15 protein-coding genes and 1 pseudogene are annotated in these 19,640 nt (G+C 72.7%); 13 read left to right on the top strand and 3 right to left on the bottom strand.

Features of this window, described 5'->3' with window-relative positions:
- Nucleotides 1-91 precede the first annotated feature (91 nt).
- Both QMK24_RS25150 and QMK24_RS25145 read left to right on the top strand, forming a co-directional pair.
- The gene (locus QMK24_RS25150) at nucleotides 92-919 is read left to right on the top strand and encodes an enoyl-CoA hydratase family protein (protein WP_283469046.1); all 828 of its coding nucleotides are present in this window, start codon (nucleotides 92-94) and stop codon (nucleotides 917-919) included.
- Between the two features lie 14 nt (nucleotides 920-933).
- Complete coding sequence (locus tag QMK24_RS25145; RefSeq protein WP_283469045.1) at nucleotides 934-3,240, top strand: bifunctional salicylyl-CoA 5-hydroxylase/oxidoreductase; 2,307 nt, start codon at nucleotides 934-936, stop codon at nucleotides 3,238-3,240.
- Between the two features lie 51 nt (nucleotides 3,241-3,291).
- On the opposite strand, the gene QMK24_RS25140 is transcribed toward QMK24_RS25145, so the two are convergent.
- Together QMK24_RS25140 and QMK24_RS25135 are read right to left on the bottom strand one after the other, a co-directional pair.
- A complete protein-coding gene (locus QMK24_RS25140) occupies nucleotides 3,292-4,137 on the bottom strand; it encodes a PaaX family transcriptional regulator (protein WP_283469044.1) in 846 nt (281 codons plus the stop codon).
- A 19-nt stretch (nucleotides 4,138-4,156) separates the two neighbouring features.
- Nucleotides 4,157-5,776 carry an AMP-binding protein gene (locus QMK24_RS25135; RefSeq protein ID WP_283469043.1) on the bottom strand — a complete coding sequence of 540 codons (1,620 nt, stop codon included), beginning with the start codon at nucleotides 5,774-5,776 and terminating at the stop codon, nucleotides 4,157-4,159.
- 98 nt (nucleotides 5,777-5,874) lie between these two features.
- On the opposite strand from QMK24_RS25135, the gene QMK24_RS25130 reads away from it, so the two are divergent.
- The 9 genes from QMK24_RS25130 (at nucleotide 5,875) to QMK24_RS25090 (ending at nucleotide 14,368) form a co-directional block, all read left to right on the top strand.
- Complete coding sequence (locus tag QMK24_RS25130) at nucleotides 5,875-6,990, top strand: acyl-CoA dehydrogenase family protein (RefSeq protein ID WP_283469042.1); 1,116 nt, start codon at nucleotides 5,875-5,877, stop codon at nucleotides 6,988-6,990.
- Nucleotides 6,987-7,385: a RidA family protein gene (locus tag QMK24_RS25125; protein ID WP_283469041.1), complete on the top strand. Its 399-nt coding sequence runs from the start codon at nucleotides 6,987-6,989 to the stop codon at nucleotides 7,383-7,385. The genes QMK24_RS25130 and QMK24_RS25125 overlap by 4 nt, the downstream gene beginning before the upstream one ends.
- Before the next feature lie 67 nt (nucleotides 7,386-7,452).
- Nucleotides 7,453-8,682 (top strand): NAD(P)/FAD-dependent oxidoreductase, encoded by a 1,230-nt coding sequence (locus QMK24_RS25120; protein WP_283469040.1) that lies wholly within the window; start codon nucleotides 7,453-7,455, stop codon nucleotides 8,680-8,682.
- Nucleotides 8,672-8,986, top strand: coding sequence for a (2Fe-2S)-binding protein (locus QMK24_RS25115; protein WP_283469039.1), 315 nt, complete (start codon nucleotides 8,672-8,674; stop codon nucleotides 8,984-8,986). The genes QMK24_RS25120 and QMK24_RS25115 overlap by 11 nt, the downstream gene beginning before the upstream one ends.
- Nucleotides 8,967-10,472 (top strand): FAD/NAD(P)-dependent oxidoreductase, encoded by a 1,506-nt coding sequence (locus QMK24_RS25110; RefSeq protein WP_283469038.1) that lies wholly within the window; start codon nucleotides 8,967-8,969, stop codon nucleotides 10,470-10,472. The genes QMK24_RS25115 and QMK24_RS25110 overlap by 20 nt, the downstream gene beginning before the upstream one ends.
- Before the next feature lie 47 nt (nucleotides 10,473-10,519).
- The gene (locus QMK24_RS25105) at nucleotides 10,520-11,458 is read left to right on the top strand and encodes a dihydrodipicolinate synthase family protein (protein WP_283469037.1); all 939 of its coding nucleotides are present in this window, start codon (nucleotides 10,520-10,522) and stop codon (nucleotides 11,456-11,458) included.
- 79 nt (nucleotides 11,459-11,537) lie between these two features.
- Entirely contained in the window at nucleotides 11,538-12,539 is a 1,002-nt protein-coding gene (locus QMK24_RS25100) for a proline racemase family protein (protein ID WP_283469036.1), read from the top strand.
- Nucleotides 12,540-12,677: 138 nt separating this feature from the next.
- Nucleotides 12,678-13,607: an ornithine cyclodeaminase family protein gene (locus QMK24_RS25095; RefSeq protein WP_349307899.1), complete on the top strand. Its 930-nt coding sequence runs from the start codon at nucleotides 12,678-12,680 to the stop codon at nucleotides 13,605-13,607.
- A 41-nt stretch (nucleotides 13,608-13,648) separates the two neighbouring features.
- Nucleotides 13,649-14,368 (top strand): GntR family transcriptional regulator, encoded by a 720-nt coding sequence (locus QMK24_RS25090; protein ID WP_283469035.1) that lies wholly within the window; start codon nucleotides 13,649-13,651, stop codon nucleotides 14,366-14,368.
- A gap of 101 nt (nucleotides 14,369-14,469) precedes the next feature.
- Here the strand turns inward: QMK24_RS25090 and QMK24_RS25085 are convergent, their stop codons facing one another.
- Nucleotides 14,470-15,858, bottom strand: a complete 1,389-nt coding sequence (locus QMK24_RS25085) for an aminopeptidase P family protein (RefSeq protein ID WP_283469034.1) — start codon at nucleotides 15,856-15,858, stop codon at nucleotides 14,470-14,472.
- Between the two features lie 213 nt (nucleotides 15,859-16,071).
- On the opposite strand from QMK24_RS25085, the gene QMK24_RS25080 reads away from it, so the two are divergent.
- A complete protein-coding gene (locus tag QMK24_RS25080) occupies nucleotides 16,072-18,507 on the top strand; it encodes a collagenase (RefSeq protein ID WP_502962606.1) in 2,436 nt (811 codons plus the stop codon).
- Between the two features lie 274 nt (nucleotides 18,508-18,781).
- Nucleotides 18,782-19,513 (top strand): annotated as a pseudogene (locus tag QMK24_RS41550) (ATP-binding protein); the annotation flags it as partial.
- Between the last annotated feature and the right edge of the window lie 127 nt (nucleotides 19,514-19,640).

Genomic DNA, 19,640 nt, shown 5'->3' with positions numbered 1-19,640 from the left:
GGATATCTCGTGGTCGTGACGGCGGTCACGAATGAGTGATAACTTCGCAGTGCGAGCGTCCGCACCCTCCCCCCGCCCAGGAGGACGTGGCATGAGTCCCTTCCAGAGCTCCGCGAGCCCCACCGGCCAGTGGAGACATCTGAGGCTGGAGCGTGCCGGTGGCATCGCCACCGTCACGCTCGACCGCCCCGACAAGCTGAACGCCCTCACCTTCGGCGCCTACGCCGATCTGCGCGATCTGCTCGCCGAGCTGGCGCACGACGGGGAGACCCGGGTGCTGGTGCTGGGCGGCGCCGGCCGCGGCTTCTGCTCCGGCGGGGACGTGGACGAGATCATCGGCGCCACGCTCGCCATGGGCGCGGGCGAACTGCTCGGCTTCAACCGCATGACCGGGCAGGTCGTCCGGGCGATCCGCGAAGCGCCGTTCCCCGTCGTCGCCGCCGTGCACGGGATCGCGGCCGGCGCGGGCGCCGTACTGGCACTGGCCGCCGACTTCCGGATCGTCGAGACGTCCGCCCGTTTCGCCTTCCTCTTCACCCGGGTCGGACTCGCGGGGGCCGACATGGGGGCCGCGTACCTGTTGCCCCGCATGGTCGGACTCGGCCACGCCACCCGGCTGCTGATGCTCGGCGAGACGGTCGACGCCGCCGAGGCGCAGCGGATCGGCCTGGTCAGCGAAACGGCGGCCGACGGACAGGCCGACGCGGTGGCCGCCGCACTGGCCGCGCGGCTCGCCGCCGGCCCGACGCTGGCGTACGCGCAGACCAAGGCGCTGCTCACCGCCGAACTCGACATGCCGCTGGCGGCCGCCGTCGAAATGGACGCCGCCGCCCAGGCGCTTCTCATGACCAGCGCCGACTACGCCGAATTCCACGCCGCGTTCACCGCGAAGCGCCCGCCCCGCTGGGAAGGGCGCTAGCGATGCGGACGCGGATGCGGATTGCGGTCATCGGCGGCGGACCCGGCGGCCTGTACGCGGCCGCGCTGCTCAAACGCCTCGACCCCGCGCGTGACATCACCGTGTGGGAACGCGGCGCCCCCGACGACACCTTCGGCTTCGGCGTCGTCCTTTCCGACGAGACCCTCGGCGGCATCGAGCACGCCGACCCGGTCGTCTTCCGCGCCCTGCAGGCGGAGTTCACCCGCTGGGACGACATCGATGTGCACTTCCGCGGCGAAGTGGTCACCTCCGGCGGGCACGGCTTCGCCGCCCTCGACCGTCGCCGGCTGCTGGCGATCCTTCACCAGCGCTGCCGCGACCTCGGCGTGGAGCTGCGGCTGCGTGAACCCGGCCCCGCCGCCGCCACCCTGGCCCGGAGCCACGATCTCGTCATCGCCGCGGACGGCGCCAACAGCGCGACCCGCGCCGCGCACGCCGATGTCTTCCAGCCGAGCCTGACCGGCCACCGCTGCCGCTACATCTGGCTCGGCACCGACCTTCCGCTGAACGCCTTCCGCTTCGAGATCGCCGAGACCGAGTACGGCGTCATGCAGGGCCACGCCTATCCCTACCGTGACAGCGCCAGCACCTTCATCGTCGAGATGCGGGAGGACGTATGGCGGCGCGCGGGATTCGACCGGCTCGACGAGGCCGAGTCGATCGCCCGCTGCGAGAAGCTCTTCGCCTCCTCTCTGAACGGCCACGCGTTGCACGGCAACCGCTCACGCTGGGGCGCGTTCACGACCGTCGTCAACCAGCGGTGGTGGCACGAGCGGACCGTACTGCTCGGCGACGCCGCCCACACCGCGCACTTCTCCATCGGCTCCGGCACCAAACTCGCCATGGAGGACGCGCTCGCGCTCGCCGCCTGTCTGCAGGAACAGCCGGATGTGCCGGCCGCGCTGGCGGCGTACGAATCCGAGCGCAGGCCCGTTGTCGAGAGCACCCAGCGCGCCGCCCGTGCCAGCCTCGAATGGTTCGAGCAGCTCTCCCAGTACACCGGCCAGCAGCCGCTGCAGTTCGCCTTCAACCTCCTCACGCGCAGCCGCCGCGTCACCCACGACAACCTGCGGATGCGGGACCGGGACTTCACCGATGCCGTGGAACGGGCCGTACTGCCTCAGACCGAGGGAACCGGGCCCGCCGCCACCGGGCCCGCCGCCACCGGGCCCGCCGCCCCGCCGATGTTCACCCCCTTCCGGCTGCGCGGGCTCACCCTGCGCAACCGGGTCGTCGTCTCGCCCATGGACATGTACTCGGCCGTGGACGGCACCCCCGGCGACTTCCATCTCGTCCACCTCGGCGCGCGGGCCCTCGGCGGCGCCGGTCTTGTCATGACCGAGATGGTGTGCGTCAGCCCGCACGGCCGCATCACCCCCGGCTGCACCGGCCTGTACACCGACGAGCACGAGACGGCCTGGCGGCGCGTGACCGACTTCGCGCACAGCCAGTCGTCCGCCGCCATCGGCCTCCAGCTCGGCCACAGCGGACGCAAGGGCTCCACCCGCCTCATGTGGGACGGCATGGACGAGCCGCTGCCGGACGGCAACTGGCCGCTCGTCGCGCCCTCCCCGGTGTCCTACCGGCCGGGCGTCAACCAGGTGCCGCAGGAGCTCGACGCGGCCGGACTCGCCGGCATCCGCGAGCAGTTCACCTCGGCCGCCCTGCGCGGCGCCCGCGCGGGCTTCGACCTGCTCGAACTCCACTGCGCCCACGGCTATCTGCTCTCCTCCTTCCTCTCTCCGCTCACCAACCACCGCACCGACGCGTACGGCGGCGACCTCGACGGTCGGCTGCGCTACCCGCTGGAAGTCTTCGACGCAGTCCGGGCCGTCTGGCCGCAGGACCGGCCCATGACCGTCCGCATCTCGGCCACCGACTGGGCGCCGGGCGGCACCACGGATGACGACGCCGTCGCCATCGCCCGTGCCTTCGCCGCCCACGGGGCCGACGCCATCGACGTCTCCACTGGCCAGGTCGTCGCCGATGAGCGCCCCCAGTACGGCCGCTCCTACCAGACCCCCTACGCCGACCGCATCCGCAATGAACTCGGCGTCCCCGTCGTCACCGTCGGCGCCGTCTCCTCCTGGGACGACGTCAACTCCCTCATCCTCGCGGGCCGCGCCGATCTCTGCGCCCTGGCCCGCGCCCACCTCTACGACCCCAACTGGACGTTGCACGCCGCCGCGGAACAGAACTACACCGGCCCGGCGGCCGCGTGGCCCCAGCCCTACGCCGCCGGCAGCCGCCGCCCGCCGAGCGGCCGCACGGACGCCCCGAAGCCGCGGCTCACGCTTTAGCCGTGACCGGCAGGGCTGCACCGGGTTAAGCGTCCTCCGGCCGCGCTGTCCTCACTGGCCGCGGGGGTCCCCAGTGTTCTCGCGCACGTAGCGTCCGCCTGCTTCGCGCAGTCGTGCGTGCAGCTCCCGGAAGACCTGGGCCGCGCGAGCCCCGGGCCAGTCGGCGGGGAGCAGATCCGCGGGAAGGCCCGGGTCGGCGTAGGGGAGCCGGCGCCAGGTGTCGAGGGCGCGCAGATAGTCGCGGAAGGCGGCCTGCGGCGGGGCGGGGGACCGGTGGGGCCAGTGGGCGAGGACGGGCTCATGGGCGTCGAGGAAGGTCCGGTGGAGTTCGGCGATGGCGTCGAGGTCCCACCAGCGGCGGACGGCCGTGACGGTGGGTTCGAACCCGAGGCGGGTGCCCTGGAACAGGTCGACGTAGGCGTTGAGTTCGAGGCGGCGCAGGGTGTGGCGGGCCTCCTCCTGGATGTGGGCGCGGGCTATCCACACACCGGGGGCGGCGGTGCCGAAGCCGAGCCGAGCCAGCCGGGAGCGGAGCAGGTGCCGCTTGCGGCGCTCGGTCTCGGGGACGGAGAAGACGGCGAGCACCCAGGCGGCCTCCGCGGCCTCCGCGCCCTCCGCGCCCTTCGCGAGGGACCCGTAGATGCGCCGGTCGCCGTCGGCGAGGAGCTGGCGGGCGTCGTCGGAGAGCGCGTATCCGGCGGCGCCGCCGACCCGGTCCGGGACGAGGAACTCGCGCCGTTTGAGCCGGGAGACGGCCGAGCGGACCGACCGCGGGTCGATGTCCACCGCGCCCATGAGCCGGACGAGGGCGGCGACCGGCACCCGGCCGCCCAGTTCGGCTCGCCCGTAGGCGCCGAAGAAGGTCACGATCAGTGAACCGGGGGTGTACTCGGTCATCTGGTCACTCCAGGTCGCGTCACTCCAGGTCGCGCAGCCGGAAGCGCTGCAGCTTCCCGGTGGGCGTGCGGGGCAGCGCATCGAGGAAGACGATGTCGCGCGGGCACTTGTAGGGCACGATCACGCCCTTCGTGAAGTCGCGCAGGGCCCCCACCGTCGCATCGTCCCGCGCGACGCCGGCCCGCAGGACGACGAAGGCCCGGACGTGCTGGCCGCGCTCCTCGTCGGGGACGCCGATCACGGCCGCTTCGAGGACGTCGGGATGGCGCAGCAGCGCCTCCTCGACCTCCGGGCCCGCGATGTTGTAGCCCGCCGAGATGATCATGTCGTCGGCGCGGGCGACATAACGGAAGTAGCCGTCGGGCTCACGGACGTAGGTGTCGCCGGTGAGGTTCCAGCCGTCCTGTACGTACACGGTCTGACGCGCGTCGGCGAGATAGCGGCAGCCGGTGGGACCGCGCACCGCGAGCAGGCCGGGCTCGCCGTCCGGGACGGGCCGCCCGTCGGCGTCCACGATCCGCGCGCGGTAGCCGGGCACGGGCACGCCCGTGGTGCCGGGGCGGATGGCGTCGTCGGCGGCGGAGATGAAGATGTGCAGCATCTCGGTCGCGCCGATGCCGTTGATGATGCGCAGGCCGGTGCGCTCGTGCCAGGCCTGCCAGGTGGCGGCGGGCAGGTTCTCGCCCGCCGACACGCAGCGCCGCAGCGACGACACGTCGTACGGGCCGGAGCCCGCGTCGGCGCCGAGCTGTCCGAGCATCGCCCGGTAGGCGGTCGGCGCGGTGAACAGCACGCTCACCCGGTGCCGGGCGACGGCCGCCAGCAGCTGCTCGGGCCCGGCCTGTTCCAGCAGCACACTGGACGCCCCGGCCCGCATCGGGAAGATCACCAATCCGCCGAGGCCGAAGGTGAAGCCGAGCGGCGGGCTGCCCGTGAAGACGTCGTCGGGGCGGGGGCGCAGCACCTGGGCGGAGAAGGTGTCCGCGATGGCCAGCACATCGCGGTGGAAGTGCATACAGCCCTTGGGGCGGCCCGTGGTCCCGGAGGTGAAGGCGATCAGCGCGACATCGTCGGACGAGGTGTCGACGGCGGGGAACCGGTCGGGCTTGCCTGCGGCCAGCCGCAGCAGGTCATCGGGCGCCTCGCCGCCGTAGGTGGTGATCCGGAGCTCCGGGATCTCCGCCTTGGCCAGGTCGTCGACCGACCGGAGGTCGCACAGCGCGTGCCGGACGGCCGCGATCCCGCAGATCGTCGCCAGCTCACCGGAGCGCTGCGCGGCCAGTACGGTCACGGCGACCGCGCCCGCCTTGAGCACCGCGAACCAGCAGGCCACCAGCCAGGGCGTGGTCGGTCCGCGCAGCAGTACCCGGTTGCCGGGGCGCACGCCGAGGTCGTCGGCCAGTACGTGCGCGATGCGGTCGGCGGCGGCGCGCAGGTCGTCGTAGGACCAGACCTCCCCGCCGGGAGTGCGCAGGCAGGGGGAGCCGGGGCTGCCGCCGGACAGCAGTTCGGCCGCGCAGTTGAGCCGGTCGGGGTAGTGCAGGGCGGGCAGCTCGAAGGCGAGTTCCGGCCACGTTTCGCGCGGCGGGAGATGGTCGCGCGCGAAGGTGTCCACGTGGGCTGAGGGCAACAGGTCCATGGCGGTACCGCCTTCGTTGGCACCTGAGAGCGGACGAATTCAGCGTAACGTGTTGCTGACGACAGTCAACGGTACGCGATACCGCTTGGAGGCGCCCGATGCCCTCGTTCGCGCTTGACCCGGAACAGCTGAAGTGGTGCGCCCACGTCCGCTCCCTCGCGGCGAGCCGGCTGCGGCCGTTGGCCGAGGCGGGCGATCCCGGGCGCGTCAACCGCCCGCTGCTCGCGGAACTGGGCGGACTCGGCCTGCTGGAGCGGGTCTTCCCGCCCGGCGGCCGGGTGTCGGCGATGGACCTGTGCCTGGTGCGGGAGTCGCTGGCCCGCGAGTGCACTGAGGCCGAGACTGCCCTCGCCCTCCAGGGCCTGGGCGCGCATCCGGTGCTGCGCAACGCGGCGCTGGCCGCCCGGTGGATCCCGGAGGTCACGGCGGGCCGGGCGGTCGCCGCCTTCGCGCTCACCGAACCCGCCGCCGGATCGGACGCGGCGGCACTGGAACTGGCCGCTGAGCCGGACGGCGCGGGCTGGCGGCTGACGGGCGAGAAGTGCTGGATCTCCAACGCCCCACAGGCCGACTTCTACACGGTCTTCGCCCGCACCGAACCCGGCGCGGGGGCGCGCGGGGTGACGGCGTTCCTCGTACCCGCCGACCGGCCGGGCCTGTCCGGCGAACACCTGGACATGCTCTCCCCGCACCCCATCGGCCGTCTCGCCTTCGACGGCGTCCCCGTCACCGCCGGCGATCTGCTCGGTGAGGCGGGCAGGGGCTTCCGCGTGGCCATGGACACCCTGAACCTCTTCAGGCCCAGCGTCGGGGCGTTCGCCGTCGGGATGGCGCAGGCCGCGCTCGACGCCGCCATCGCGCACGCGGGCGGGCGCACCGCCTTCGGCGGCCCGCTGAAGGATCTGCAGGCCGTGTCCCACGCGCTCGCCGAGACGGCGACCCGCACCGAGGCCGCACGGCTGCTCGTGTACGCGGCCGCGGAGGCGTACGACAGCGGAGCGGCCGACATCGCCAAGCGCTCGGCGATGGCGAAGCTGTACGCCACCGAGACGGCCCAGTTCGCCGTGGACACCGCTGTCCAGATCCATGGCGCCCGCGCCCTGGAACGCGGCCATCTTCTCGAACACCTCTACCGTGAAGTGCGCGCGCCCCGAATCTATGAGGGAGCCACCGAGGTCCAGCGCACCATCATCGCGAAGGAGCTGTACCGATGAGTCTGCGGCGTATCAACCCGGACGAACTGTCACCGCCCACCGGCTTCACCCACGCCGTCAGCGCGACCGGCCGCACGCTGGTCTTCCTGGCCGGCCAGACCGCCCTCGACCGGGCGGGAAAAGTCGTCGGCGACACGCTGCCCGAGCAGTTCGAGCAGGCCCTCACCAATCTCCTCGCCGCGCTGAACGCCGCGGGAGGCGGCCCCGCCGACCTCGCCCGGGTCACGGTGCACACCACCGATGTCGGCGCCTACCGGGAGAACGCCGCCGAACTGGGGCGCCTCTGGCGGTCGTTGGCCGGCCGGGACTTCCCGGCGATGGCTGTCGTCGGCGTGGTCCGGCTGTGGGACGAGCAGGCGCTGGTCGAACTCGACGGGATCGCCGTCCTGCCGTAGCGCCTGTCCTGCCGCCGTGATCGCGTGATCTCTTGGCAGCACTAAAGCCATGTGACATATTACTGCGGTGCCCACAAGACACTCACCGGACGTCGTCATCGTCGGGGCCGGGGTGGTCGGCGCGGCCTGCGCCTATTACGCCACCCGGTCCGGACTGTCCGTCGCCGTGGTCGACCGCGGCCCTGTCGCGGGCGGCACCACAGGCGCCGGTGAAGGCAATCTGCTGGTCTCCGACAAGGAGCCCGGTCCTGAGCTCGACCTCGCGCTGCTGTCCACCAGGCTCTGGCGCGAGCTCGCCGACGAACTCCCACCGGAGATCGAGTTCGAGCCCAAGGGCGGCCTCGTCGTAGCGTCCGACGAGGCCCGCCTGGGCGCCCTCAGCGCCTTTGCGGCCAAGCAGGCCGCAGCCGGCGTGGACGTGCGGGAGGTCCCCGCGGACCGGCTGCACGAGCTCGAACCGCACCTGGCCCCCGGCCTCGCGGGCGCCTTCCACTACTCCCAGGACGCCCAGGTGCAGCCCGCCCTGGCCGCCGCCCACCTGCTGCGCGCCGCCCGGCGCGACGGCGCCGTGCTGCGCCTCGGCGAGGAGGTCACCGCCGTCCTCACCGGTCCCGGCGGCGCGATCCGCGGTGTGCGCACCGATCGCGGCGAACTGTCCGCACCCGCCGTGGTCAACGCCGCCGGTACCTGGGGCGGCGAACTCGCCGCGCTCGCCGGGGTGGGCCTGCCGGTCATGCCGCGGCGCGGCTTCGTCCTCGTCACCGAACCGCTGCCCCGGCTGGTCCGGCACAAGGTCTACGCCGCCGACTACGTCGCCGATGTGGCCAGCGGCTCGGCCGCCCTGCAGACCTCGGCCGTGGTCGAGGGCACGTCCTCGGGGCCGGTCCTCATCGGCGCCAGCCGGGAGCGGGTCGGCTTCGACCGCACGCTTCGAGTCGAGATCCTGCGCAGGCTCGCCGCCCAGGCCGCCGGACTCTTCCCGGTGCTGGCCGGGGTGCGGGTGCTGCGCGCGTACCACGGCTTCCGGCCCTATCTGCCGGATCATCTGCCCGCGATCGGCCCCGATCCGCGTGCCCCGGGCCTCTTCCACGCATGCGGCCACGAGGGCGCCGGAGTCGGTCTCGCCCCGGCGACCGGACTGCTGCTCGCCGCCGCGATCCGGGGTGAGCGGGCCGCCCTGGACCTCGCGCCGTTCCGCCCCGACCGCTTTCCCGGCGCCGGTGCCGGTGGTGATGTCGGTGCTGATGCTGACGCCGATGTCCGGTCGGACCGGAGAGGAGATCCCCATGGCGCGTAATCCGGCCGACCTGGCCGGGGCCACGCCCGAGCCGCCGTTCGAGATCCGGATGGACGGGCGCGCCGTGCCCGCGCTGCCGGGCCAGAGCGTCGCCGCCGCCCTGTGGGCGGCGGGCATCCTCGCCTGGCGCACCACCCGGGTGAACGGCCGCCCGCGCGGCGCCTTCTGCGGCATCGGCTCCTGCTTCGACTGCCTCGCCACCGTCAACGGCACCGCCAACCAGCGGGCCTGTCTGGTCCCGGCCCGCCCCGGCGACCTCGTCACCACCCAGGAGGGCAACGGCCGTGCCGACCTCGCCGTCTGAGCCGCAGCTGTACGACCTCGCCGTCGTGGGCGCGGGCCCCGCCGGACTCGCGGCGGCCGTCACCGCCGCGGACCTCGGCCTGAGCGTCGTCGTGCTCGACGCCGCGGCCGCCCCCGGCGGCCAGTACTTCCGCCATCCCGCGCCCGGACTCGGCGCCGCGCGCCCCGAAGCGCTGCACCACGGCTGGGCCGCTTTCGCCGCGCTGAGGGAACGGCTCGACCTGCACACCGGGGCCGGCAGGGTCCGGCATCTCACCGGCCATCACGTGTGGACCGTGGAGCGCACGGGCGAGACCTGGACACCGCACGCCGTCGCAGGGCCTGACGGTCCGGGGCAACGGCAGCGGGCCGTCACATCGCGCGCGCTGCTGCTGGCCACCGGCTCCTACGAGCGCCAACTGCCCTTCCCCGGCTGGACCCTGCCCGGTGTGGTCGGCGCGGGCGGCGCCCAGGCGATGCTCAAGTCCGGGCTCGTGCTGCCTGGCCGGCGGATCGTGGTGGCGGGCAGCGGACCGCTGTTGCTGGCGGTCGCGGGCTCGCTGGCCGCCGCGGGCGCGAAGGTGCCCGCCGTCGTCGAGGCGGCCGGTTACGCCGCGTACGCCAGAGGCCCGCGGACGCTGGCCGCCAACCCAGGCAAACTGCTCGAAGGCGCGGTCCACGGCGCCGCCCTGCTGCGGCACGCTGTGCGGCTCCGCAGCCGCAGCGCCGTGACCGAGGCCCATGGCACGGACCGGGTGGAGGCTGTCACCGTCGCCCGGTTGGACCGCGACTGGCGGCCCGTGCCGGGCACCGGGCGGCGGATCGCCTGTGACGCGCTCGCGGTGGGCCACGGCCTGGTGCCGCAGCTGGAACTCGGCACCGCACTCGGCTGCGCCACCCGCCGCACCCCCGACGGTACATACGCACTCGAACTCGACGACCGTCAGCGGTCGTCGGTCCCCGGCGTATGGGCGGCCGGGGAGGCCGGGGGAGTGGGAGGCGCTCGACTCGCCCTGGCCGAGGGGGAATTGGCGGCCCTCGCCATCGCGGCCGAGCTGCGGGCGGACACCGTCCTCGCGGACGCCCCGCGTGCGGTCGCGCTGCGTCGTAACCGGTCCCGGCTGCGCGCCTTCGCCGGGATCATGGCGACCGCCCACCGGCCCGGCCCCGGCTGGCCGGGCTGGCTGCGGGACGACACCGAGGTGTGCCGTTGCGAGGAGGTGTCCGCGGCGGACATCCGGGAGGCGGTCGAGGGGCTCGGCGCCCGCGATGCCCGCACCGTCAAGCTGTTCACCCGCGCCGGGATGGGCTGGTGCCAGGGCCGGATGTGCGGCCCCGCGGTCGCGTGGCTGGCGGGTGGCGGCCCGGACGCGAGCAAAGGCACAGGCGCGGGCACAGGCGCGGGCGCTACCGCGAGCACCGACGCCGGGCCGGACCGCCGTCCGCTGGCCTGCCCCGTCCCGCTGGCCGCGCTCGCCGCGCTGCCCGTGACCACGGAGGATCCGTAGGACTCTCGTCCCGAGCCTCTTGTGGGCTCCGCGCGGCACACAGTAAAATGTCACATCTCACCAAAGGGAGATCCACCGTGAGCACCAACACCCCGCCCCGAGACCAGCCCTGGCACGGCGTCATGGTCGCCACCGCCCTCCCGTTCCACGCCGATCTGCGCGTGGACTTCGACGCCTACGCCGAGCACGTCACCTGGCTCATCGGATCCGGCTGCGACGGTGTCGTCCCCAACGGCTCGCTGGGTGAATACCAGACCCTCACCGACGACGAGCGCGACCGCGTCGTCCGCACCGCCGTCGAAGCGGCGGGCGACGGCGACCGCGTCATGTCCGGCGTCGCCGCCTACGGCAGTGCCGAGGCCCGCCGCTGGGCCGAACAGGCGGGCGAGGCAGGCGCAGGCTCCGTCCTGCTGCTGCCGCCCAACGCCTACCGAGCCGCCGACGCTGCGGTCCGTGCGCACTACGCCGAGGTGGCCAGGGCCGGGCTGCCGGTCGTCGCCTACAACAACCCGCACGACACCAAGGTCGACCTCACGCCGCAGCTGCTCGCCGCTCTCTACAACGACGGCAGCATCGTCGCGGTCAAGGAGTTCAGCGGTGATGTCCGCCGGGCGTACGAGATCGCCGAACTCGCCCCCGGCCTCGACCTTCTGGCCGGCGCCGACGACGTACTGCTCGAACTCGCCGTCGCGGGCGCGGTCGGCTGGATCGCGGGTTACCCCAACGCGTTCCCCGAGGCATGCGTCAGCCTCTACCGGGCCGCGGTCTCCGGCGACCTCGACACCGCCGTGCCGCTCTACCGGTCGCTGCACGCCCTCCTGCGCTGGGACTCCAAGACCGAGTTCGTGCAGGCGATCAAGGTGTCGATGGACCTCGCGGGCCGCCCCGGCGGCCCGGTCCGCCCGCCGCGCTCCCCGCTCCCGGCCGACACCGAGGCCGCGGTACGCGCTGCGACCGAGAAGGTCATGGCCGAAGGCCTCGGCTGACCGCAGACCGTTCACCGCAGACCGTTCACCGCAGACCGTTCACAGCAAACCGCCGAGGCGACATTTCCAGGGGGACCCCATGCGCAGCCGGAACATCTACCACGCCGTGGACTCCCACACCGAAGGCATGCCGACCCGCGTCATCACCGGCGGCGTGGGCGTCATCCCCGGCGCCACCATGGCGGAACGCCGTCTGCACTTCCAGGAGCACTCCGACCGGGTGCGCACCCTGCTGATGTACGAGCCGCGCGGGCACTCCGCCATGAGCGGCGCGATACTCCAGCCGCCCACCCGGCCCGACGCCGACTACGGCGTGCTGTACATCGAGGTCTCCGGCTATCTCCCGATGTGCGGCCACGGCACCATCGGCGTCGCCACCGTCCTGGTCGAAACCGGCATGGTGCCCGTCACCGAACCCGTCACCACCGTCCGCCTCGACACCCCCGCCGGGCTCGTCACCGTCGACGTCCAGGTCGAGGACGGCGTGGCCACCTCCGTCACCCTCCGCAACGTCCCGGCCTTCTCCGTCGGCCTCGACCGCAAGGTCGACGTCCCCGGCCACGGGACGCTCACGTACGACCTCGCCTACGGCGGCAACTTCTACGCCATGCTGCCGCTGGCCGCGCTCGGACTGCCCTTCGACCGGGACCGCAAGAACGACATCCTCGCCGCAGGACTGGCCGTCATGGACGCCATCAACGCGGTGGACCGGCCGGTCCACCCCGAGGACCCGGACATCCACGGCGTCAAGCACGTCCAGCTGATCGCCCCGGGCTCCGACGCGAAGCTGTCCCGGCACGCGATGGCCATCCATCCGGGCTGGTTCGACCGGTCGCCGTGCGGCACCGGCACCTCGGCCCGGATGGCGCAGCTGCACGCGCGCGGTGAACTGCCGCTGCACACCGACTTCGTCAACGAGTCCTTCATCGGCACGTCCTTCACCGGCCGGCTCGTCGAGGAGACGACGGTCGGCGGGCTCCCCGCCGTGGTCCCCACTGTCACCGGCCGCGCCTGGATCACCGGCACCGCCCAGTACTTCCTCGATCCGTCCGACCCCTTCCCCGGCGGGTTCCTGCTGTGAGCCTCATTGTCCGAGTCCCCCGCCTGAGTCCCCTCGTCCCGGCCGGGCTCCTCGCCCCGTCCGGACGCGCCGCCCGCGCGGTTGGCCGGTACGGTTTTCCCAGGGCGCCCCACGACGCTCCGGAAACGGACTCCTGCTGTGACCCTGCTGCACCTCGGTGCGAACGCCATCGCCCGGCTCCTCGGCCCGGCCGAGGCGGCGGACGCCGTCGAAGCGATTCTGCGGGGCGGCCTCGACCCCGAGTCGGGACCGCCCCGCACCGGCGTTCCGGTACCGGCCGGCGAGTTGCTGCTCATGCCCGCCGCCGCGGACGGCTTCGCCGGGGTGAAGATCGCGGGCGTGGCGCCGGGCAATCCGGCGCGCGGCCTGCCCCGTATCACCGGCAGCTATCTCCTCCTCGACGGCGGGACCCTGCAGCCGGTCGCCCTGCTCGACGGGCCCGCCCTCACCTCGCTGCGCACCCCGGCGGTGTCCGCCGTCGCGATCCGGTACCTGGCCGCGCCCGACGCCTCCCACCTCGTCCTGTTCGGCGCCGGGCCGCAGGCGTACGGGCATCTGGAAGCGGCCCGCGCGGTGCGGCCCCTGAAGCGGATCACAGTGGTCGCCCGCAGACCGGGACCCGCCGAGGCGCTGGCGGCCCATGCCCGCGGGCTCGGTCTTGAGGCCGGTACCGGCGGGCCCGACGCGGTGGCGGAGGCCGACCTGGTGATCTGCTGCACCACGACCCGCACCCCGCTGTTCGACGGACGGATGATCGCCGCCCACGCCACCGTGGTCGCCGTCGGATCGCATGAGACGCAGGCCCGCGAGACGGACACCGCCCTGGTGACCCGGGCCACCGTCGTCGTCGAGGCCCGCTCGGCCGCGCTGCGCGAGGCGGGGGACATCCTGGTCCCGATCGCCGAGGGCGCTTTCCGGCCGTCGGACCTCGCGGGCACCCTCGCCGACCTCGTCACGGGCCGGCTGCGCCCGGAACCGGGCCGCCCCCGTTTCTTCAAGGGCACCGGGATGGCCTGGCAGGACCTCGCCGTGGCGGCGGAGATCTTCCGGGCCGCGAAAGCAACGTGACATTGTACGCTGGTGCTCCGCGCGATGACGGAGGAACAGCGATGGGTGACCTGAAGCAGCGCAACCTGATCACGGCGCAGGAGCGGCTGCGCGACCAGGTGGGCCACGCCCTGCGCGCCGCGCTCATCGCCGGTGAACTCCGCCCCGGAGTCGTCTACTCGGCGCCCGCCCTCGCCGCGGACTTCGGCATCTCCGCCACCCCGGTCCGCGAGGCGATGCTCGACCTGGCGCGCGAGGGACTGGTCGAGCCGGTCCGCAACAAGGGTTTCCGGGTCACCGAGATGAACGAGCGGGACCTCGACCAGTACACCGAGATCCGCGCCCTCATCGAGGTCCCCACCGTCGGCCGCGTCGCCCGTACCGCCACCCCCGAGCAACTGGAGGAACTGCGGCCGTTCGCCGAGGAGATCGTCGCCGCCGCCCGGCAGCACGACCTGATCGGCTATCTGGAGGCCGACCGCCGCTTCCACCTCACCCTCCTCGGACTGGCTGGGAACGAGCGGCTGGTCGAGGCCGTCGGCGACCTGCGCAAGCGGTCCCGGCTGTACGGACTGACGCGGCTGGACGAGCGCGGCGAGCTGGTCTCGTCGGCCGAGGAACACCTGGAACTTCTCGACTTGATGATCGCGGGCGACGCCGAGGCCGCCGAGGAGTGCATGTCCCGCCACCTGGGTCACGTCCGGTCCCTCTGGGCGGTCGGCCAGGAAGAGCGGGAGTCTGCGAAGGCGACCCCGGTGCTCAAGCGCAAACTGGGCGCCTAGGCCCGGACAGGGCCTAGCCGCTGGTCGCGCTGTCCTCGGAGCCGGACGGGCCGAACAGCCCGTCCAGGGGGTACCTCCCAGCGGTAGCTGGGGGAGGACGGTCAGCCCTCCAGCAGCGAACCCATCCAGCTCTCGATGCCGGCGACATCGCGCGGCAGCGCCCCGGACATCAGCCGGGCCCCGTCGGACGTGATCACCAGGTCGTCCTCGATCCTGATGCCGGTGCCGCGCAGTTCGAGGGGCAGTGTCTCGTCGTCGGGCTGGAGGTACAGGCCCGGTTCGACGGTGAGGACATGGCCCTCCTCCAGCACCGCGTCGAGATAGGTCCCGGCTCGGGCCCGGGCGCAGTCGTGGACGTCGAGGCCGAGCATGTGGCCGCTGCTGCACAGGGTGTACCGGCGGTACAGGCCGCTGTCCTCGGCGAGGGCCTCGTCGGCGGAGATCCGCAGCACACCCCAGTCGGCGAGTCCTTCGGCGATGACGCGCATGCAGGCCCGGTGGAAGTCACGGAAGCTCGCGCCGGGCTTGAGGGCCGCGATGCCGGCGTCCTGCGCGCCGAGGACCAGCTCGTACAGCTGCCGCTGGACAGGGGAGAAGGTGCCGGACAGCGGCAGGGTGCGGGTGATGTCGGCGGTGTAGAGGGTGTCGGTCTCCACGCCCGCGTCGAGCAGCAGCAGTTCCGACGGGTCCAGGGCGCCGTCGTTGCGTATCCAGTGCAGTACGCAGGCGTGCGCGCCGGACGCGGCGATGGTGTCGTAGCCGGTGCCGTTGCCCTCGGCCCGCGCGCGCAGGTTGAACGCCCCTTCGAGCCAGCGCTCGCCGCGCGCGTGCCGCAGGGCCCGCGGCAGGGCGCGTACGACGTCCTCGAAGCCGGTCACCGTATGGTCCACGGCGAGTTGCAGCTGACCGACTTCCCACGCGTCCTTCAGCAGCCGCAACTCCGAGAGCGCGGTGGCCAGTTCCGCGTCGGCGGAGGCGTCGCGGCCCGGCGGCAGCGTGCCGAGGCCGTCCAGGTGCTCGCACCGGATGCCGGTCATCCGCCCGGCCTCCTCGAGGTCGGGGCGGCGCCCGACCCAGAACTCCCCGTAGCGGCGGTCGCGGTAGAACTCGTCGCCGGTGCGCGGTGAGCGCGGCCGGAGATACAGGACGGACTCGTGCCCCGCGGGTCCCGACGGCTCCATGACGAGGACGTTGCCGGGCTGGTCCTCGCCGGTCAGACCGGTGAGCCAGGCGTAGGCGCTGTGTGGGCGGAAGCGGTGATCCGCGTCGTTGGAGCGGACCTTGAGCTGCCCGGCGGGGACGATGAGCCGCTCGCCGGGGAACCGGGCGGACAGCCGCTCGCGGCGGGCCGGGGTGAGGTGTGAGGCGGGGACACGGGTGCCGGCGGGCAGTGGGGTGGCCGCCCAGCCGGCACCCATGAAGGCGCCCAGCGCCGCGGAGACGGGCAGATCGTGGCTTCCCGTATGGAGTCGGACGGCGGTCTCGGTCATCGGACGGGCTCCTTCGGACACGGGTCGGTAACGGCGGTGCACACATCTTGTCAGTGCAATTTCACATTACTATGTTACGGGTCACATCTTAGGACGATCGCGAGTCCCGGGACAGTGGCAGCGGCGAGGCCGTCGGCCACTCTCCGGAATCCGCACCCGTCAGCCGCATCCGACGGTGTCTCACCCACTCCACCCCACTCTGAGGAGTTCTCGGTGTCTCACGCCCGTTCCGCACGCACCACCCGCACCGTGCGCAACACCCTGCTCGTGACTGCCCTGTCGGTCTCTCTCACGCTGCCGATGATGCAGGTCGCCCAGGCGGGCCGGACCGGTCCGCAGGCCGCCACCGCCGCCCCCTCGATTCCCGCGTCTCTCGCGGGACGGCCGGGCGCCGGATCCCAGGCACCCGGCGGCAACCCGTTCGACGAGGTGCAGCGGCTCGCCCAAGCCGGCACCGTCGCGCCCCAGCAGGCGCCCGCACCCGGCGGCGGCCTGCACCTCGAGGGCAAGCTGCCCGGTGACCAGTCGGCAGTGGCGGGCACTTCAGGTGCGGCCCGCGCCAAGGCCGCTGCCACCGCCGCAGCCGCCACCGCGAACGCGGCCAAGGCACCGCGGGGCACCGTGCCCTGCACCCTCGACGCCATCACCGTGCTGAGCCCAGAACGCTTCGCGGACTTCCTCGCCGACACCTACACGGTCTCCGTGGACGGCTGCCTCCGCGGGCTCCTGTGGACCTGGGACCCGAGACTCATCCCCGTCATGTCCCGCGCCCACGTCCAGGCCGTCGCCAAGCGAATAGCGCTCCTCGCCCCCAAGCACCGGGGCACCAACGCCAACAACCTGTACGAGATGTTCACGTACCTGCACGCCGTGGCGTACCACGACTTCTCCCACGACGAGATCGACACCACCGACGCCCCGACGGTCGCCGCCGTCCAGCGCGCCGTGGCCGCCTTCGGGACCGCCCCGCGCACCTTCGACGCGACCAAGGCGAACGCCAACACGCTCCGCGAGGCCCTCTACGCGGCCAGCGCGCCGGGCCTGCGCCGGTACCAACTCCCGCTGATCAAGAAGGTGCTCGCCACCATGGCCCCGGGCGCGGCCACCGCCACCGACGCGGACTGGGGCGGCGCGGTCCTGGCGGCCCTGTCCGTCAACTACCTCGGGATCTACCCCGGGAACAACGACACCGCGTTCCGCGCGGCGGCCGGCTCCGACACCTCGTACCGGAACGCCTTCCGGGTCTTCGCCGGCTACGGCCACCTCAAGGGCACCGCGAACGCCTGGGCGGCGCGCGACGCGGTGGGCGAGTACGGCCGCTTCGGCCAGATCGACGCCCTCAGGACCGCGATCATCAACGATCTCGGCACCCTGCTGGGCACCACCGAGGCCGCCTTCGGAAAGATGAGCGCGCCCTGGGCCGGGATCGCCTCCTGGCTCAACTACTACGGCGACTGCCAGCGGTTCAACGTCTGCAAGTCCCAGATCGAGGCCGCGCTGTTCCCCAACACCTTCACGTACGACAACGGCGCCATCGAGGTCCGCACCGGACTCGACCGGGGCACCGTCGACCAGCTCTACTACGCCAGCAAGCAGGTCAAGACCCAGTTCTTCCGCGTGCTGGGCACCAGCGCCCCGCTCGCCGGGGACACCAACACCACCCTCCACATCCACCTGTACGCCTCGCGCGCGGACTACGAGGTCTACCAGCCGCTGCTCACCGGCTACAGCACCGCGAACGGCGGTATGTACATCGAGGGCGGCGCCACCTTCTACACCTACCAGCGCCGGGTTCCGCAGGACTCCTCGCTCACTCTGGAGGAGCTGTTCCGCCACGAGTACACCCACTACCTCAACGGCCGCTGGGCGGTCCCCGGCACCTTCGGCGACGCCCGCTGGTTCGCCAACGACCTGACCACCGCGATGGACGAGGGCACCGCCGAGTTCTTCGACGGCGGCACCCGCGACGACGGCATCAAGGTCCGCAAGTCCCTGGTGCAGAGCATCATCAACGACACCGCGGGCGGCGGCCCGCGGATGAGCGTCAATCAGCTGCTGCACGCCACGTACGCCGGCGACGGATTCCGCTTCTACTCCTACGCGGGCACGTTCTTCGAGTTCCTGTGGACCGAGCACCCGACCTTGGTGCGCGAGATGTACGGCTACCAGCGCGCCGACGACCCGGCCGGCTTCGACGCCTGGCGCAGCCGTACGGGCGCCGACGCCTCGCTCCAGCGGGAGTACGACGCCTTCCTGGACCAGCAGATCGCCCAGGTCACCACCCTGTACGTGCCCGACACCCACTACACTCCCAACGGCTCCCTGACGTTCGCCACCGCCGCCGAGGTCGGTACGGCCTTCGCCGCGGCCACCTCCAACACCCCGGTCTGCAAGGACAACGCGGACTGGAACAACAAGGTCCGCTTCACCTGCACGGGCCGCATCACCGCCAACCTCGCCGATTCCGCCGACCCCGACCAGGTCTTCAAGGACATGTCCGAGACCGTCGACTACTTCATCCTCGACCGCGCCGGCGCCGCCGCGAACAACCTCGCCGACATGAACTGCACCTTCGGTGCGGTCGACGTCTGGTCCTCCGGCCTCGCCGGCACCAGCGACTACTCCTGCGAGGGCCCGCTGCGCCGCTGACCCTCCGGCCCCGGAACGGCTCCGCCCCGGCTCCCGCGCAGTGCGGGAGCCGGGGCGCAGGCGCTGGCATCCCCGGTGCGTGGCGCTGGTCGAAGTGAACCAGGCCCTGCGGTCGCTGGCTGTCGCGGTTCCGGACGATACCCCCAGCATTGCGGTGATCGACGAGGTGCCGTGGCTGGTCGAGCAGGATCAGGAATTCGAAGGCGCGCTGCAGACCGTTTGGGATCGGCAGCTGTCCGCCAAGCCGGTACTGCTGGTGCTGGTCGGCAGTGACATGTCGGTGATGGAGGCGCTGCAGTCGTACGGTCGTCCATTCTTCGGGCGGGCGGCGAAGATGACCGTCCAGCCGCTGCACCTGGCCGACGTGCAGGCCATGACCGGTCTGGCCGCGGTGGACGCGGTGGACGCGTTCTTGATGACCGGCGGGTTTCCGGAGATCGTCCAGGCATGGCGGCCCGGTATGAGCCGGGCGGACTTCCTGCGCCAGTCGGTCGCGAATCCGCTGTCGCCATTGCTGGCAGCAGGGGAGCTGTCGTTGTTGGGGGAGTTTCCTGAGGCGTCGCACTCCCGGGCGGTCCTGGAGGCTGTGGGCAGTGGTGAGCGCACCTTCAGCGCCATTGCCGCTCAGGCGGGGGGTGTCAGCGCGCTGCCTTCGGGCACGCTCTCCCCGTTGCTGAACACGTTGCAGGCCAAGCGGGTACTGGCTGCCGACCTGCCGCTGTCGACCAGGCCCGATACCAGGAACAAGCGCTACCGCGTCGCCGACCCGTATCTCCGGTTCTGGATGGCCTTCCTGCAACGCGCGATCCCCCTCATCGACCGCGGGCGCAGCGATCTGGCCCTGGAACGCATCGAACGGTCGTGGACCACCTGGCGCGGCCGCGCGGTCGAGCCGCTCATCCGGGAGTCCCTGCTCCGGCTGTTGCCGGACGCCGACTGGCCCGAGACCGAGGCCGTCGGCGGCTGGTGGAACCGGCAGCACAACCCCGAGATCGACCTGGTCGGCACCGATCGCACGCCCGTCGCAGGGGCGGTGCACTTCGTCGGGTCGGTGAAATGGCTGGAGACCCATGCCCTTCGGCCGCCGCGATTACGACGCACTGGTCCGCGACATGCCCGCTATCCCCGGCACG

This window comes from Streptomyces sp. PH10-H1, assembly GCF_030063355.1.
Taxonomy (GTDB): Bacteria; Actinomycetota; Actinomycetes; order Streptomycetales; family Streptomycetaceae; genus Actinacidiphila.
The sequence above is the reverse complement of the archived record's forward strand: the minus strand, read 5'-3'. Positions and strand labels throughout refer to the sequence as shown.

Bases quoted from the DNA above. Each gene is read 5' to 3' on its own strand.
- QMK24_RS25090 (WP_283469035.1), top strand. From the start codon at position 13,649: ATGGGTGACCTGAAGCAGCGCAACCTGATCACGGCGCAGGAGCGGCTG.
- QMK24_RS25105 (WP_283469037.1), top strand. From the start codon at position 10,520: ATGTCACATCTCACCAAAGGGAGATCCACCGTGAGCACCAACACCCCG.
- QMK24_RS25140 (WP_283469044.1), bottom strand. From the start codon at position 4,137: ATGACCGAGTACACCCCCGGTTCACTGATCGTGACCTTCTTCGGCGCC.
- QMK24_RS25145 (WP_283469045.1), top strand. From the start codon at position 934: ATGCGGATTGCGGTCATCGGCGGCGGACCCGGCGGCCTGTACGCGGCC.
- QMK24_RS25125 (WP_283469041.1), top strand. From the start codon at position 6,987: ATGAGTCTGCGGCGTATCAACCCGGACGAACTGTCACCGCCCACCGGC.
- QMK24_RS25115 (WP_283469039.1), top strand. From the start codon at position 8,672: ATGGCGCGTAATCCGGCCGACCTGGCCGGGGCCACGCCCGAGCCGCCG.
- QMK24_RS25150 (WP_283469046.1), top strand. From the start codon at position 92: ATGAGTCCCTTCCAGAGCTCCGCGAGCCCCACCGGCCAGTGGAGACAT.
- QMK24_RS25100 (WP_283469036.1), top strand. From the start codon at position 11,538: ATGCGCAGCCGGAACATCTACCACGCCGTGGACTCCCACACCGAAGGC.
- QMK24_RS25130 (WP_283469042.1), top strand. From the start codon at position 5,875: ATGCCCTCGTTCGCGCTTGACCCGGAACAGCTGAAGTGGTGCGCCCAC.
- QMK24_RS25135 (WP_283469043.1), bottom strand. From the start codon at position 5,776: ATGGACCTGTTGCCCTCAGCCCACGTGGACACCTTCGCGCGCGACCAT.
- QMK24_RS25085 (WP_283469034.1), bottom strand. From the start codon at position 15,858: ATGACCGAGACCGCCGTCCGACTCCATACGGGAAGCCACGATCTGCCC.